Genomic DNA, 15,322 nt, shown 5'->3' with positions numbered 1-15,322 from the left:
CAGTGTGCATGGGTTTTTTTATTGAAATCATTTAAAGGTAGCATTTATAAGAGCATTTATAGAAAATGAAAATAAATACCGAAAAAATGAAATAAAATTTCTTTTATGAATAAAAAATAGGCTTATATATGGAATAAACTAGTAAAAACATAGAGTTGACAAAAAAATATGAAAAAATATTGCAAAGAAAAAGTTTTCATGTTATTATTAATACATAAATCAAGAAAATAAATTTCAGAAATGAGGTAATTGAAAAAATGCTAGATAAGGTAAAGGGTAGATTAATAGTATCATGCCAAGCTTTAGAAAATGAACCTCTTCATAGCCCTTTTATAATGGGTAGAATGGCTAAAGCTGCTATGGAAGGTGGAGCTGTTGGAATTAGAGCTCAAGGAGTTGATGATATTATTGAAATAAAAAAAGTTACTGGACTTCCTGTTATAGGTATTATAAAAAGAAACTATGAAGATTCAGATATATATATAACACCAACTAAAAAGGAAGTTGATGAGCTTTTGACAACTGGGTGTGAGATGATAGCTTTAGATGCTACTAATAGAGTTAGACCAAATAATGAAGACTTAAAGGAAATTATAAAGTATATAAAAGAAAATGGGGTCTTAGTAATGGCAGATATATCAAACTATGATGAAGCTGTCAAAGCTCAAGAATATGGTGTGGATTGTGTTTCAACTACACTATCTGGGTATACTCCATATACAAAAGTTTTAGAAGGACCAGATTTTGCGTTGATGGAAAGATTAGTTAAAGACTTAGAAATACCTGTAATAGCAGAAGGAAAAGTAAATACTCCTCAAGATTTAAAGAAGGTATTTGAATTAGGTGTTTATTCATCAGTTGTAGGTTCAGCAATAACAAGACCACAATTAATAACAGAAAAGTTTGTTAAAGCAATTGAAATTAATTAAAAATTAATTTATAAATTAGAGATTTATTATATTTAACTATATTTGAAAATTAAAATTGGAGGTAAAGATATGAGAACAACAGATATGAAGGGAATTTATTCAGCATTATTGGTTTCATTTGATAAGGAAGGAAATATAAACGAAAAAGGGTTAAGACAGATAATTAGACATAACATAGATGTTTGCAAAATAGATGGTCTTTATGTAGGGGGAAGTACAGGAGAAAATTTCATGCTTTCAACTGATGAGAAGAAAAAAATATTTGAAATAGCTAAAGATGAAGTGAAAGAAGAAATAAAATTAATAGCTCAAGTTGGTTCAGTTAATTTAAAAGAAGCTGTGGAACTTGCTAAATTTACAACTGACTTAGGATATGATGCTATAAGTGCTGTTACACCTTTTTACTATAAATTTGATTTTGAAGAAATAAAACACTATTACAATACAATAATAAATTCTGTAGATAATAGATTAATAATATATTCTATACCATTTTTAACTGGTGTTGATATGAGTCTAGACCAATTTGGAGAATTATTTGAAAATGAAAAAATAATAGGTGTTAAGTTTACAGCAGCAGATTTCTACTTATTAGAAAGAATGAGAAAAACATTCCCAAATAAATTAATATTTGCAGGGTTTGATGAAATGATGTTACCAGCTACTGTTTTAGGTGTAGATGGAGCAATTGGTTCTACATTTAATGTAAACGGTATCAGAGCTAGACAAATATTTGAATTAACTAAAAATGAAAAAATATCAGAAGCACTTGAAGTACAGCATGTGACTAATGATTTAATAACAGATATATTAGGAAATGGTCTATATCAAACAATTAAATTACTACTTGAAGAACAAGGTGTCGAAGCTGGATATTGTAGACAACCTATGAAAGAAGCAACTGATGAAATGAAATCAAGAGCAAAAGAAATATACAGAAAGTATTTTTAATAAAATACTTTTAGTATGGGAGGATTAATAAAATGGTAGGATTTACTTGGATAGATTTTGCAATACTGGTAGTTTACTTATTGGCAGTTTTATTTGCAGGATTGTTATTTTCAAAAAAGGAAATGAAGGGAAAAGAGTTCTTCAAAGGTGATGGAACTATTCCATGGTGGGTTACATCAGTATCAATATTTGCCACATTATTAAGTCCAATATCGTTTTTATCATTAGCAGGTAATTCTTATGGTGGAACTTGGATTTTATGGTTTGCACAGTTAGGTATGTTTATAGCTATACCTTTAACAATAAAATTTTTCTTACCTTTGTACAGTAGGTTAGAAATAGATACAGCATATGAATATTTAGAAATGAGATACGAAAGTAAAGGTCTTAGAGTACTTGGAGCTTTGATGTTTATAATATATCAAATAGGACGTATGTCTATCATAATGTATCTTCCATCAGTGGTTCTAGCTGGTCTTACAGGAATACCTGTAAATGTATTGATAGTAGTTATGGGTGTAATAGCAATAATTTATTCATATACAGGTGGATTAAAAGCTGTTTTATGGACCGATTTTATACAAGGCATGGTACTAATTGTAGGTGTTACAGGTACATTGTTCTATTTAATAGCAAGTATAAATGGTGGTTTTGGAACAGTAATGGATACACTTACAAGTGGACATAAATTCTTAGCAACTAATGAAGTTATGTTTGATAAAAATATACTATCTACAAGTGCTTTTATAATATTTGTGGGAGCTGGTCTTAATACTTTTTCATCATATGTATCAAGTCAAGATATAGTTCAAAGATTTACTACAACAACTGATATAAAGCAACTTAACAAAATGACATATGGAAATGGTGTTTTATCAATGGGACTTGCAACAGTGTTTTATCTAATTGGAACTTGTTTATTTATATACTATACTCAAAATCCAGATTTAGCTCAAACAGTTCAACAAGACCAAGTATTTGCATCATATATAGCTTATGAATTACCAGTAGGTATAACAGGAATACTACTTGCAGCAATATATGCAGCATCTCAATCAACTTTATCAACAGGGCTTAATTCAGTTGCTACAAGTTGGACTTTAGATATACAAACTATAATAACAAAAGATATAAGTATGGAAAGACAAACTAAGATAGCACAATATATATCATTAGGCGTAGGTATACTTTCTATAGTTGTTGCAATAATCTTAGCAAATGGAGAAATAAAGTCAGCATACGAATGGTTCAATAGTTTCATGGGGCTAGTTTTAGGAGTTCTAGCAGGAGTATTTGTACTTGGAGCATTTTGTAAAAAAGCAACTAAAATGGGAGCCTATGTTGGATTTATAGTATCAGCAATCTTAGTTGTTTATCTAAAATATCGTATGCCAGAAGTAAGTTCTTGGGCATATTCTTTAATAACAATAACTACTTCTGTAGTGATTGGTACAATAGTTAGTGCAATAGAAGCTAAGGTTAAAGCAAAAGTATCTTTACCAAGAGCTGAAACTACTGTTTATTATGAAAAATAATATGATATTTAAATGATAAATTGTCTTATAGAGTGATTAGATAAATAATTTAGTTGCTCTATAAGACTGTATAATACAATTTATATGTAAAAGTATAAAAATAAAGTGTATTTAAAATTATATAGGGAGACAATGCTTATGATATTTGGAAATATAAATCATAGTAAGACATATTCAACATTACATGAAGATTTACTTAGATGTTTCGAATATGCTAAAGACAATTCATTGATAGATTATGAAAAAGGTACTTATACAATAGATGGTGATGATGTTTTTGTGAATATTGTAGAGTATAAAACTTGTGAAAAAGAAGAAAGATTCTGGGAAGCTCATAAGAAGTATATAGATGTACATTTGATGCTTGATGGATGTGAAAGAATAGATTTAAATTTTATAGAAAACTTAGAACAAAAAGAATACGAAGAAGAGGGTGATTTTTTACCTCTTGATGGAAAAAACAATGGCTATGTAGAACTTAGAAAAAATGATTTTTTAGTGTGTTATCCAGAAGATGCTCACATGACAGCTATAAAAGTTTTAGAAAAAGAAAATATCAAAAAAGCTATTTTTAAGGTTTTGGTTAGATAATGAGAATTTATACAACCACTAAGGCTGAAAATAGTGATTTAACTTTCAGCGATTAGTGATATTTCGTAAATTTTAGTTAGATTACTATTTTCAGCCTTAGTTTTTTATAGTGTAAATTGGAAGTAATGAAAAGATTAAAACTTATAAAGGAGTTAAATCATGGATAATATAGATGTATTTTTATTAATAGGACAAAGCAATGCTAGAGGCTTAGGAAACCAAAAAGAGAGTGTCATTCCAAATGAAAATTGTTTTGAATATTTGAGTACTGATGAAATTATAAATATGAGATGCGAGCTAGAAACTTCAGAAGGTGATGGTACTATAGCACCTGCATTTTCAAATGAATGGAATAAGCTTACTGGGAATAAAGTTTGTTTTATTCACAATGCAAAAGATGGGTCAAGAATAAAAAATTGGAATCATGATAATAACTGGTTTCTAAATGATACTATAGAAAAATTTAATGCAGGATGTAGTAGTTTAAGCAAACATTATAATATAGAAAATAAGTATGTTATTTGGATTCAAGGTGAAAGTGATGCAAAATATGGTAGTGATGCTTTATACTATAAAGAAAGCCTAAAAAAGATTGCATATAGACTTAAAGAAGAATGTATGATTGATAAAATGTTTGTGAGCTTAACTGGTTACTGGCTTGGAGAAGAGGAATATTTTATTAGAACAAGACGAATTGCAGCAGCACAAGAATCTGCTTGTAATGAATGTGATATACTGTGTGTAGGAAGTAAAATTGCTATGCAATTTCATGATAAAGGTCTAACTATTGATGATGTTCATTATACTCAAGAAGGTCTTAATATGTTAGGAGAAGACTTATGTAAGAATATTTATAAATATCATACAACTAAGGAAAAAAATATATTAAGTGATACAATAGATTTATCAGAATCAAGAAAATATATCTGTGAATTGGAAAAGATAAATAAAAAATTTGTGTAATATAAGAGTTTAAGTAGTAATGTTAATTTATAAAAATAATTTGTATGGAGATATGTTATGAAAAATTACGTTTGTATAGATGTTGGAGGTACTTCAATAAAATATGGGTTTATTAGAGAAGATGGATTTATAATTGATAAATCAAGTATGGATACTGAAGCAAAAGAAAAAGGTGGAGAAGGAATACTATCTAAAATAAAACAGATAGTAAAAAAATATATAGAAGAAAATGATATAAGTGGTATATGTATATCAACTGCAGGTATGGTTGACCCAGTTGAAGGTAAGATATTATTTGCATTAGAAGAGCTAATTCCAAACTATAAAGGTATGGAATTAAAAAAAGAGATAGAAAAAGAATTTAATATAAAATGTGAAGTTGAAAATGATGTTAATTGTGCTGGGCTTGGCGAAATGTGGATTGGAGCAGGAAAGGGTGCAACATCTTCTATATGCTTGACAATAGGTACTGGAATTGGTGGTTGTGTTATAATAAACAATAAACTAATAAATGGATTTAGTAATAGTGCTGGTGAAGTAGGATATATGAATATAAATGGAAGTTCTTTTCAAGAATTAGCATCTACTAGTAGTCTAATTAAAAAAGTAGCAAAAATAAAGAATTTGAATGAAAATGACCTAAATGGAAAAATAATTTTCGATTTAGCAAGGAATAATGACGAAGATTGTTTAAAAGAACTCAATAGTATGATAAAATCATTAGCAGTTGGAATCGCAAATATTTGTTATGTAATAAATCCAGAAGTAGTAATTTTAGGTGGTGGAATTATGGCGCAAGAGGAATTTCTAAAACCTAAAATAGACAAAGCATTAAAGGAGGTTCTTATAGATAGAGTTTATAAAAATACTAATGTAGAATTTGCAAAGAGACAAAATGACGCAGGAATGCTTGGGGCATTATATAATTTTTTAAATAAAATATAAAGAATAGAAGGGTTTTTAATGAGTATTTTAGAACAATTGGAATCACCAACTTTTAAAGTTACAAAGTCAGATAAATTATTGATAGCTTATATAAAAGAGAATATAGAGGATGTATTTTATAAGCCTATATCACAAATAGCAAAAGAGAGTAATATTGGTGAAGCAACTATAACTAGATTTGTAAAAAAGATGAATTTTAATGGATTACAGGATTTCAAGGTTACTTTAGCACAAGAGATATCAACCATTAACAAAAAGAATATTATAAATAAAAATATACAAAATGATGAGCCAGCGTTGGATACAGCAAAGAAACTTTTAAATTCAAATATAACTACTTTAGAGAATACAGTAGAGATAATTAATAGTAATGATGTACACAATTGTGCAAGGCTTATAATAAATGCTAAGAAAGTTTATTTTATAGGTATTGGATATTCTGGTATAATAGCACAGGATTCAAACTATAAATTTATGAGAATAGGGCTTAATTGTGTGAGCTTTGATAGTAGCCATACAATGATAATGATGTCTTCCATAATGGAAGAAGGAGATTTAATAGTAGCAATTTCACATTCTGGTGAGACTGAGGAAATTATAAAAACTGTAAAGCTTGCAAGAGCTAATAATGCTAAAATTATATCAATTACTGAAAATAAAAACTCTGAATTAAAGGATATTTCAGATGTGCATTTATCTTACGTATCAGGGGAAACTGTACTTGAAACTGGTTCAATATCTTCCAAATTAGCACAATTTTTCATTATTGATTTAGTATATACACAGGTAGTAAAAGAACTTTCTAATGAAGCTATTGAAAGGAAGATTAAAACTACAAATGCTATAAAATTGTTTAAAAATGAATAAAATAAGAAATTTGTAATGTTTTATAGAGCTTTCTTAAAAATTTAGGAATGGAGAGATATTACATGTCTAAATTAAAAGATTATAATATTGATAAAGTAATGATTTTTAATAATTTATGCACTGAAACAAAGAATCAACTTAAGGAAAAAGCTAAACTAAAAAGATTACAAAAAAAAGAAATTTTATTTTATGAAAAAGATAGCTTGGACAGTGTTTATGTACTTTTAGATGGAAAAGTGTCTATTTTTAAGATAAGTGAAAATGGTGAGAGAAAAGTAATTTTTATATTGAATAGTGGCGAAATTATAAATGATATTACATTTGACTATACTAAAAATTCTACTGTTGGATGTGAGGCATTTGAAAATTCAATAGTAGCTTATTACAGCATGGAAGAATTCTTAGAAATTATGCAAAGTGATTTTCAACTTACAAAAGATATTATTTCATATATGGAAAGACGAATAAGACGTCTATACAGACAATTAAAAAATTCAATATCTATAAAAGTAGACAAAAAGCTTGCAGCAAAATTATATAGATTAAGTAAAGAGTTTGGAGTTTGCTATGGTGAATGGACTTTAATAAATGTAAATATTACAGTTACATATTTAGCTGATATGCTTGGCTGTAAAAGAGAGACTGTTTCTAGAATGATAAAAGTATTGCAAAAAGAAGAGCTTATAAAAATTGATAATAAAGGTTTTTATGTTAAGAAAATGGAACTGTCAAAATACTTTAAAAACAATTAATTATAACTAAATAAAGGTATTATTAAGAGAATCTATTTATAGGTTCTTTTTTATTGTGTAATTTATCAATATTTGTATTAACTTTATTGAAACAGCTGAATTCTGATAGTATAATTAGTTTAACAATAAAAAGTGAATATGCAAATGTTAATACAGTGTCTATATGCAGAAAAGGATGTGTCAAAATGAAAAATAAAAAATTCGTAAGCTATGCTTTAGGTTTTATTTTTATATGTATGTTTGTGATGATTTCACTTTGGGATTTTACTTGTAATGTCAATTTATTGGTGGAAAAAAATAAAAAAATGCACTTAGAAGAGTTATCATCTCAAAGTTCAAATACTATAAATGTCAAGCTTAATTCATTAATACGATTTATGAATGGTATTTCTAAAACTATTTCAGATTCAGAAAGTATGAAGAAGGAAGAAGTAATAAAAGTATTAAATGATGTATCAAAAGAATCTAATTTTGAAAGAATTTATATTGCATATCCAGATGGCACAGTTTATAAAGATAATAAAAAAATAGATAATATATCACAACAAAGTTATTTTAAGAAAGCAATGAAAGGTGAAAGTAATATTTCTGAAATTATAAGCTCACCTATAAACAATGAAACTAGTTTTATTGTAGCATCTCCTATATATAAAAATGATGAAGTAATAGGGGTATTGTATGGTTCTTATAGCACAAGTATATTAAGTGAATTTATAGATGGAAATAGTTTTAATGGAGAAGGTAGTACATATGTTTTTGAAAAATCAGGAAAGCTTATCTTAAAATCTACTCAAATAAAAACTAATGATGACATAGATAATATTAGTGATTTTTTTAACTCAATTTCTATTGAAGAAGATTATAATTATAAGAAGTTTAATGAAGATATATCAAAGAAGAAAAGTGGATTCATAGAATATAAATTTAATGGAAAAGATAAATATGCTACATATACTCAGGTTGGCGTAAATGATTGGTATACTTTATCTTTTATTCCAAAATCTTTAGTACTGAAAGATATTTCAGAAATAAACAAACTTGCAATTATACTAACACTTAAAAACTTCATAGCACTTTTAGTTTTGATTTTAATTGTATTTTATAAGGAAAAGAAATCAAAAGATAGACTTGTAAAAGCTAACTTAGAAATATCTTCACTTACCAATAATATACCTGGAGGGGTTTTTAAGTGTACAGTAGGGACAAAATATGAATTTGTATTTTTAAGTGATGGATTTATAGACCTTTTTGAATATACTAAAGAAGAGATAAAATCTATATTTAACAATAATTTTTATGATGTAATTTACAAAGGTGATATAGATAGAGTAAAGAAGGAGTTTGAGTTTCAATTATTGGAGTCAAAGGTAGTTGAGGTAAAATATAGAATGATTACTAAGAATGGAAATTTTGTATGGGTTGTAAATAAGTGTGAACTTATAAAAGATTCTGATGGAAAAGAGTACTTGTATTGTGTGCTAGTTGATATAACAGATTTGAAAAGAACAGAAGAAGAGTTGAAGATTAATGAAGAAAGGCTTAGGATTGCGCTATCTAAGACTTCTAATATAGTGTTTGACTATGATGTTAAAACAAAGTTTATACATAATTCTAGTGATGTTTCTTCAATATATGGATTAACAAAAAATGTTAGAAATTCAATAGACTATTTTGTAAATTCAGAGATAATACACAATGATTTTGTTGATGTTTTTAAGGAATCTTTTAATAAGATAGAAAAAGGTGAAGAAAGTGTAGTATCTGTAATAAAGATAAAGCAAGTTAATGGCGAATACATATGGAATAGAATGACTTTAACTAATATATTTAGTGAAACGGATATGCCAGTTAAAGCAATCGGATTATTAGAAGATATAAATGAGCAGAAAAAAGTTGAAATGCAATACAATCAAGAAGAGCAGTATAGAAAAGCTATGTTATCTGAAGCAATTGCAATATATGAAGTTAATTTTTCTCAAGATAAAATTATATCAAGTAATATAGATTCTAAGAGGAATCTAAATTTAAGAGTTGATGGTAATTATTCTGAAGTAATAAAGAGTATTGTTGATGATATAATATTTATTTTAGATAAAGAAAATTTTAAAAATATGTTTTATCCTGAAAATGTTTTGGATTCATACAGTAAAGGAGTAAATGAGTTGAAATTAGAATATCGTAGGTGCGACAATAGTGAGCAGGTTTTTTGGGAACTTTGCACAATGCATTTATTTAAAGACTCTCAATGCAATCAACTTAAAGGCTTTGCATATATTAAAGATATAGACAAGCAGAAGAAAGATGAGATAGAACTTAAATTTAAAGCTGAACGCGATATGCTAACAGGAATTTATAATAAAGGTACAACAGAAATTTTAATAAAGCGACTTCTTAACCTAGAAAATACAAAAAAAAATAGCCATGCATTTTTTATTATTGATTTAGATGATTTTAAATCTATCAATGACAGTTTAGGTCATGTTTTTGGTGATAAAGTTTTGGTTGAAGTTTCAAAAAAATTAAATTCCATTTTTAGAGAAGATGATATAATTGGGCGTGTTGGTGGAGACGAGTTTGTAGTTTTTATGAAAAACATGAAAGATATAAAATCCATTGAAAATAAGGCAATTGAGCTATGTAATGCATTTAGAAATTATTATACTGGAGAAAATAAGTCATATAAAGTTTCTTGTAGTATAGGAATATCTGTCATGCCACATCATGGAACAACTTTTATTGAGTTGTATAAAAAAGCAGATAAGGCTCTTTATTATTCAAAAAATCAAGGAAAGGACAGATTTATTATATTTAATGATTCTATTTAAATTCTCAAATATAAAACAATTGTTTGTACACTTTAGTTAAACATTGCATAAAATTAAATAAAAATAAATTAATTGTCTTCATATGATTTAGTCATAAAAGGAGTGGTACTATGAAGAAAAAATATAGATTTGTTATTACTTTGGTTGTTTTTTTACTTTTATTAAATACATCATTGGTTTTAGGCGATTCTAATAAAGAAAAAGTGAGAGTTGGATATTGGCCTAGTTATGGTATTTCCGTTACAAAAGATGGCAACTTGTATGGATATACCTATGATTATCTTAATGCAATAGCTAAGATAAATAACTGGGAATTAGAATATATACCTTGTGGATGGGGACAAGGACTAGAAATGCTCAAAGAGGGAAAAATTGATATATTTGGAGCATTGCAAAAAAGTGAAGAGCGTGAAAAATATTATGACTATACAGATTTAAATTTTGGATATGAATATGGGGCATTATATGTAAATGATAAAAACGATAGTATATCATATAATAATTTAAAAGAAATTGATGGAAAAATAGTGGGCACCGTATCGGATAATCATTTTAAGAGTATATTTGATGAATACTGTAAAAAAAATAAAATATCTGTAAAATATAAATACATAGAAGGCTCAGAAGAACTTGAAAAAGAACTTGAAAAAGGAACTATTGATATGTTACTTACCGGCAGTATAAGAGATATGCCAAATACAAAGGTAGTTTTACGCTTTTCATCAGAACCTATATACTATGCAACGACTAAAGGTAATAAGAGGATACTAGATGGCTTAAATTATGCATTAGGTGAGATAAAGAGAGAAGATATATATTATGATGGTAATTTATTTAATAAACATTACAAAGATACTTCAATAGCTTCAGAAGGATTCACTTCAGAAGAGAAAGAGTACATAAAGAAACATCCTACAATAAAAGTTGTATCTGGCACAGATACATTGCCATTATCTTTTTATGATAAAAATACAAATTCTTATAAAGGAATATCAATAGAGATATTAAAATCAATTTCTAAAAACTCTGGTCTAAAATTTGAATATGTAAAAGTAGAAAATTTTTCAGAAGGACTAAAAATGGTTGAAAATGGCGAGGCAGATATATGTGCAAATATGTTTATGTCGCGGAGCACTGAGTTAGAGCACAACATTGTATTTACTGATGGATATCTTGAAACTACTATGTTAGGTATAGCAAAAAGCGATGTTAGAATGGATGAAAAAACTAAGGTTGCAATGATAAAATGGACAGGAATAGAGTCATTTGTAAAAGAGTATTATCCAAATCAAGAAGTTATTTTTTATCCAAGTGCTAAGAAATGTATAGAAGCCATAAAAAAAGGAGAATGTGATATATTTATTGGAAGTAATTATATATTAAATAATATAATTAATACTGAAGAATTTGATGGTCTTATGTTTATGCCTATTAAAAATCAAGTTGTAGATATTGGTATAGGTGTTTCTGGAAAAACAAACTCTACATTATTGTCAATACTTAATAAATCTATTAGTAAAGTTACAGAAGAGGAAGTGGCAATTGCAGTTACAGGTAGCACAAAATATTTAGAACATGAAGTTACAATGTTAGATTTTATACAACATAATATGATAGTATTTATTTTAATGATAGCATTTATTGTATTTATCATTTCTGTAATATTTATTTTAAATTATAAGATACAGGTAGAAAGATTAGAAAATGTAGCTTATGTCGATGAAGTAACAGGTATAAGAAGTTTATTGAAGTTTAAAATTGATGCTAATAAGCTTTTTGAAAAATATGGAGTAGATAACTTTGCTATATATTATATTAATATAGATAAATTTAAATATATAAATGACATGTTTGGTTTTGAGTTTGGAGATAATATTCTAAAGTACATAGCAACAAAAATAGGAAAGAGCCTTTTTAAAGATGAGATATATGCAAGACTATCAGATGATAGATTTATTGTAATGGTAAAGAAAAATACCATAGAAAAGCTAAGAAGAAGAGCAATAGATTTCTTTGAAACTGTTAATAATGATAAAGAAAGTACATTCAAAATAGATATAATACTTAAATGTGGAGCATATTTAATTAATAAAGATGATGTTAATATTGATGTAATGATTGACAGGGCTAAGATAGCTTGTCAAACAATAGAAACTAACTATAAAAGTAAAATAGCATTTTATGATGATAAAATAAGGCTTTCTATATTGCGTGAAAAAGAGATTGAAAATAATATGGACAATGCACTTTTGAATGAAGAGTTTGTAATTTACTTACAGCCTAAATTTAATCTAAAAACAGGTGAAATTATAGGTTCAGAAGCTCTTGTTCGTTGGATGCATCCAACTAAAGGGATTATTCCTCCTAGTGATTTTATTCCTTTATTTGAAAAAAATGGTTTTATAGAAAACCTTGACCTATATGTCTGGGATAAGGTATTTAATGTAATGGCAAGATGGTTAGAAAATGGATTAGAAGTGTCACCAATTTCTATGAACGTTTCAAGAATTCATCTAAGTAATAGAAATATAGTAGCCAGTTTAACTTCTTTAATAAAGAAGTATAATGTACCCACATACCTTATTGAACTTGAACTGACTGAAAGTTTATTTTTATCGAATATAAGTGTTCTTTTAGATATACTAAATGATTTACATGATATTGGATTTATTGTATCTATGGATGATTTCGGAAGTGGATATTCTTCTCTTAGCCTTTTAAAAAAATTATCAATTGATGTATTGAAAATTGATAGAGAATTTTTAAATGAGACTATTACATCTATACGTGGAGAAAAAGTTATAAAGAATATAATTAAATTAGGTAAAGATTTAGATATGATAATTGTTGCTGAAGGAATAGAAACTGAAAGTCAATTAAATTTATTAAAAAATGCAGGTTGTGATATTGGACAAGGATATTACTTTGCAAAGCCTATGGATATAGAATCTTTTGAAAAACTTGTATTTAAGTGATTAGATTTTTAATTGAATAATATAAATATTATAAAAATATTAATAGAGCTTATTAAACTCTATTAATATTTTTTTTTATTATTTTTGAAACTGTGATAATTATCACAGAAGTATAGAGCATAAAGTGTTAAGATTTAAACAAGATAATAAGTAAGTAAAACTAAAATATAAGAAAGGTGATAAAAATGAAATTAAAATTAGATTCATCTAAATTCAATGAAGGTCTGAAGCATCTAAAAAAAGATTACAAGATATTTGCACCAGTTTTAATACCATTTAAAGGTACTTTTTCAGATACTGACACTGTAAGATACAAAGAGGTAAACGATTTCGAAGAAATGGAGTTTGCTCAGAAGGCAAATTTTTCACCAAAAGAAGTGGTGCTTCCTATAAATCAAGTCCTATTTTATTTTACTGAAAAAGAGTTTAAGGAAAGCGATTTAGACGATAAGAAAATTTTAATTTTCTTGAGAGCTTGTGACATAAATGGAATAAAGAGACTTGATGAAATATATCTAGATAATGGAGAAGAAAAAGATTATTTTTATAAGAATATTAGGGATAAAGTAAAATTTGCACTTGTAGGATGTAAAGAAAGTTTTAGAAACTGTTTTTGTGTAAGTATGGATTCTAATAAAACTGATAATTATTCAATTGGACTAAATATAGAAGGAGATGCTCTATATTTAGATATAAAAGATAGTGAATTTGAGGTATTTAATGGAGAACCAACTGAATTTAATATTAACTATGTAACTGAAAATTTAATTTCTGTAGATGTACCAGAGAATATTGATTCAAATGAAATGATAGGAAATTCAATATGGGATGAATATGATACAAGATGTATTGGATGTGGAAGATGTAATTTTGTATGTCCAACTTGTTCATGTTTTACAATGCAGGATATTTTTTATAAGGAAAATGAAAATGTAGGTGAAAGAAGAAGAGTTTGGGCTTCATGTCAAGTAGATGGTTATACAGATATAGCAGGTGGAAATTCTTTTAGAAAAAAACAAGGTGAAAGAATGAGATTTAAAGCTATGCATAAAATAAATGATTTCAAAAAAAGATTTGGATATCATATGTGTGTTGGATGTGGAAGATGTGATGATGCCTGTCCACAATATATATCATTTTCAAAATGTATAGAAAAAATAAATGATTTAGTAACTAGTAAGGAGGAAATATAAATGAATTCATATATACCAGTAAGTGCAAAAATACTAAATATAATTAAACATACTGATAAAGAATGGACTTTTAGAGTAAATTGCAATACAAAAGGGGTATTGCCTGGAAAATTCTATGAAATATCTATCCCTAAATATGGTGAAAGTCCAATATCAGTATCAGGGTATGGAGAAGACTATATTGACTTTACAATAAGAAACGTAGGGAAAGTTACTAGTGAGTTATTTAATTATAAAGAAGGAGATTCTTTTTTTATAAGAGGACCTTATGGAAATGGGTTTGATGTATCTCTTTATGAAGGAAGAGAAGTTGTAGTAGTAGCAGGAGGAAGTGCCTTAGCACCTGTAAGAGGAATAGTTGAACATTTTTATAACAATAAAGAAAAATGTGAGAATTTTAAGTTAATAGTAGGATTTAAATCACCAAAAGATGTTTTATTTGCAGATGATTTAAAAAGATGGAGCGAAAAACTTGATGTTTTAGTTACTGTAGATGGAGCAGATGAAGGATATAGTGGAAATGTAGGATTAGTAACAAAATACATACCAGAATTGGATATAAAAGATATAAATAATACTTCTGCAATTGTAGTTGGACCTCCAATGATGATGAAATTTACAGTAGGAGAATTTCTAAAAAGAGATTTAGATGAAAAGAATATTTGGGTTTCTTATGAAAGAAAAATGTGTTGTGGAATAGGTAAATGTGGACACTGTAAGATGGATGATACTTATATATGTTTAGATGGACCAGTATTTGATTATTCATATGCTAAAAATCTTATTGATTAGGGGG

Annotated in this window: 12 protein-coding genes; all 12 read left to right on the top strand. The window is 27.2% G+C overall.

From position 1 onward, the window contains the following. The first annotated feature begins 257 nt into the window (after nucleotides 1-257). Nucleotides 258-929 carry an N-acetylmannosamine-6-phosphate 2-epimerase gene (locus ACTG48_RS12175; protein WP_021385109.1) on the top strand — a complete coding sequence of 224 codons (672 nt, stop codon included), beginning with the start codon at nucleotides 258-260 and terminating at the stop codon, nucleotides 927-929. 69 nt (nucleotides 930-998) lie between these two features. Next, on the top strand, nucleotides 999-1,880 hold the full coding sequence (locus ACTG48_RS12170; protein WP_479916965.1) for an N-acetylneuraminate lyase: 882 nt from the start codon (nucleotides 999-1,001) through the stop codon (nucleotides 1,878-1,880). Between the two features lie 32 nt (nucleotides 1,881-1,912). Then, the gene (locus tag ACTG48_RS12165) at nucleotides 1,913-3,415 is read left to right on the top strand and encodes a sodium:solute symporter family protein (protein ID WP_021385095.1); all 1,503 of its coding nucleotides are present in this window, start codon (nucleotides 1,913-1,915) and stop codon (nucleotides 3,413-3,415) included. A gap of 138 nt (nucleotides 3,416-3,553) precedes the next feature. Then, entirely contained in the window at nucleotides 3,554-4,006 is a 453-nt protein-coding gene (locus ACTG48_RS12160) for a NanQ anomerase/TabA/YiaL family protein (protein ID WP_479916964.1), read from the top strand. Nucleotides 4,007-4,165: 159 nt separating this feature from the next. Next, nucleotides 4,166-4,969: a sialate O-acetylesterase gene (locus ACTG48_RS12155; protein WP_479916963.1), complete on the top strand. Its 804-nt coding sequence runs from the start codon at nucleotides 4,166-4,168 to the stop codon at nucleotides 4,967-4,969. A gap of 57 nt (nucleotides 4,970-5,026) precedes the next feature. Then, nucleotides 5,027-5,914 (top strand): ROK family protein, encoded by an 888-nt coding sequence (locus tag ACTG48_RS12150; protein WP_021385200.1) that lies wholly within the window; start codon nucleotides 5,027-5,029, stop codon nucleotides 5,912-5,914. Nucleotides 5,915-5,932: 18 nt separating this feature from the next. Beyond that, nucleotides 5,933-6,781 carry a MurR/RpiR family transcriptional regulator gene (locus ACTG48_RS12145; RefSeq protein ID WP_021385148.1) on the top strand — a complete coding sequence of 283 codons (849 nt, stop codon included), beginning with the start codon at nucleotides 5,933-5,935 and terminating at the stop codon, nucleotides 6,779-6,781. A 62-nt stretch (nucleotides 6,782-6,843) separates the two neighbouring features. After that, nucleotides 6,844-7,533: a Crp/Fnr family transcriptional regulator gene (locus tag ACTG48_RS12140; RefSeq protein WP_479916962.1), complete on the top strand. Its 690-nt coding sequence runs from the start codon at nucleotides 6,844-6,846 to the stop codon at nucleotides 7,531-7,533. 185 nt (nucleotides 7,534-7,718) lie between these two features. After that, the gene (locus tag ACTG48_RS12135; protein ID WP_021385216.1) at nucleotides 7,719-10,358 is read left to right on the top strand and encodes a sensor domain-containing diguanylate cyclase; all 2,640 of its coding nucleotides are present in this window, start codon (nucleotides 7,719-7,721) and stop codon (nucleotides 10,356-10,358) included. Nucleotides 10,359-10,468: 110 nt separating this feature from the next. Then, complete coding sequence (locus ACTG48_RS12130; protein WP_479916961.1) at nucleotides 10,469-13,333, top strand: EAL domain-containing protein; 2,865 nt, start codon at nucleotides 10,469-10,471, stop codon at nucleotides 13,331-13,333. 185 nt (nucleotides 13,334-13,518) lie between these two features. After that, a complete protein-coding gene (gene asrA, locus ACTG48_RS12125) occupies nucleotides 13,519-14,526 on the top strand; it encodes an anaerobic sulfite reductase subunit AsrA (protein ID WP_479916960.1) in 1,008 nt (335 codons plus the stop codon). Continuing rightward, nucleotides 14,527-15,318, top strand: a complete 792-nt coding sequence (asrB, locus tag ACTG48_RS12120) for an anaerobic sulfite reductase subunit AsrB (RefSeq protein WP_021385237.1) — start codon at nucleotides 14,527-14,529, stop codon at nucleotides 15,316-15,318. The last annotated feature ends 4 nt before the right edge of the window (nucleotides 15,319-15,322 follow it).

The organism is Clostridioides sp. LIBA-6822 (assembly GCF_056688955.1).
Note: the sequence above shows the minus strand (reverse complement) of the source record. Positions and strands in the feature narration are given on the sequence as shown.

Excerpts from the sequence above, each read along its gene's own strand:
- ACTG48_RS12175 (WP_021385109.1), top strand. The coding sequence starts at position 258 with ATGCTAGATAAGGTAAAGGGTAGATTAATAGTATCATGCCAAGCTTTA.
- ACTG48_RS12160 (WP_479916964.1), top strand. The coding sequence starts at position 3,554 with ATGATATTTGGAAATATAAATCATAGTAAGACATATTCAACATTACAT.
- ACTG48_RS12145 (WP_021385148.1), top strand. The coding sequence starts at position 5,933 with ATGAGTATTTTAGAACAATTGGAATCACCAACTTTTAAAGTTACAAAG.
- ACTG48_RS12170 (WP_479916965.1), top strand. The coding sequence starts at position 999 with ATGAGAACAACAGATATGAAGGGAATTTATTCAGCATTATTGGTTTCA.
- asrB (WP_021385237.1), top strand. The coding sequence starts at position 14,527 with ATGAATTCATATATACCAGTAAGTGCAAAAATACTAAATATAATTAAA.
- ACTG48_RS12165 (WP_021385095.1), top strand. The coding sequence starts at position 1,913 with ATGGTAGGATTTACTTGGATAGATTTTGCAATACTGGTAGTTTACTTA.
- ACTG48_RS12135 (WP_021385216.1), top strand. The coding sequence starts at position 7,719 with ATGAAAAATAAAAAATTCGTAAGCTATGCTTTAGGTTTTATTTTTATA.
- ACTG48_RS12130 (WP_479916961.1), top strand. The coding sequence starts at position 10,469 with ATGAAGAAAAAATATAGATTTGTTATTACTTTGGTTGTTTTTTTACTT.
- asrA (WP_479916960.1), top strand. The coding sequence starts at position 13,519 with ATGAAATTAAAATTAGATTCATCTAAATTCAATGAAGGTCTGAAGCAT.
- ACTG48_RS12150 (WP_021385200.1), top strand. The coding sequence starts at position 5,027 with ATGAAAAATTACGTTTGTATAGATGTTGGAGGTACTTCAATAAAATAT.
- ACTG48_RS12140 (WP_479916962.1), top strand. The coding sequence starts at position 6,844 with ATGTCTAAATTAAAAGATTATAATATTGATAAAGTAATGATTTTTAAT.
- ACTG48_RS12155 (WP_479916963.1), top strand. The coding sequence starts at position 4,166 with ATGGATAATATAGATGTATTTTTATTAATAGGACAAAGCAATGCTAGA.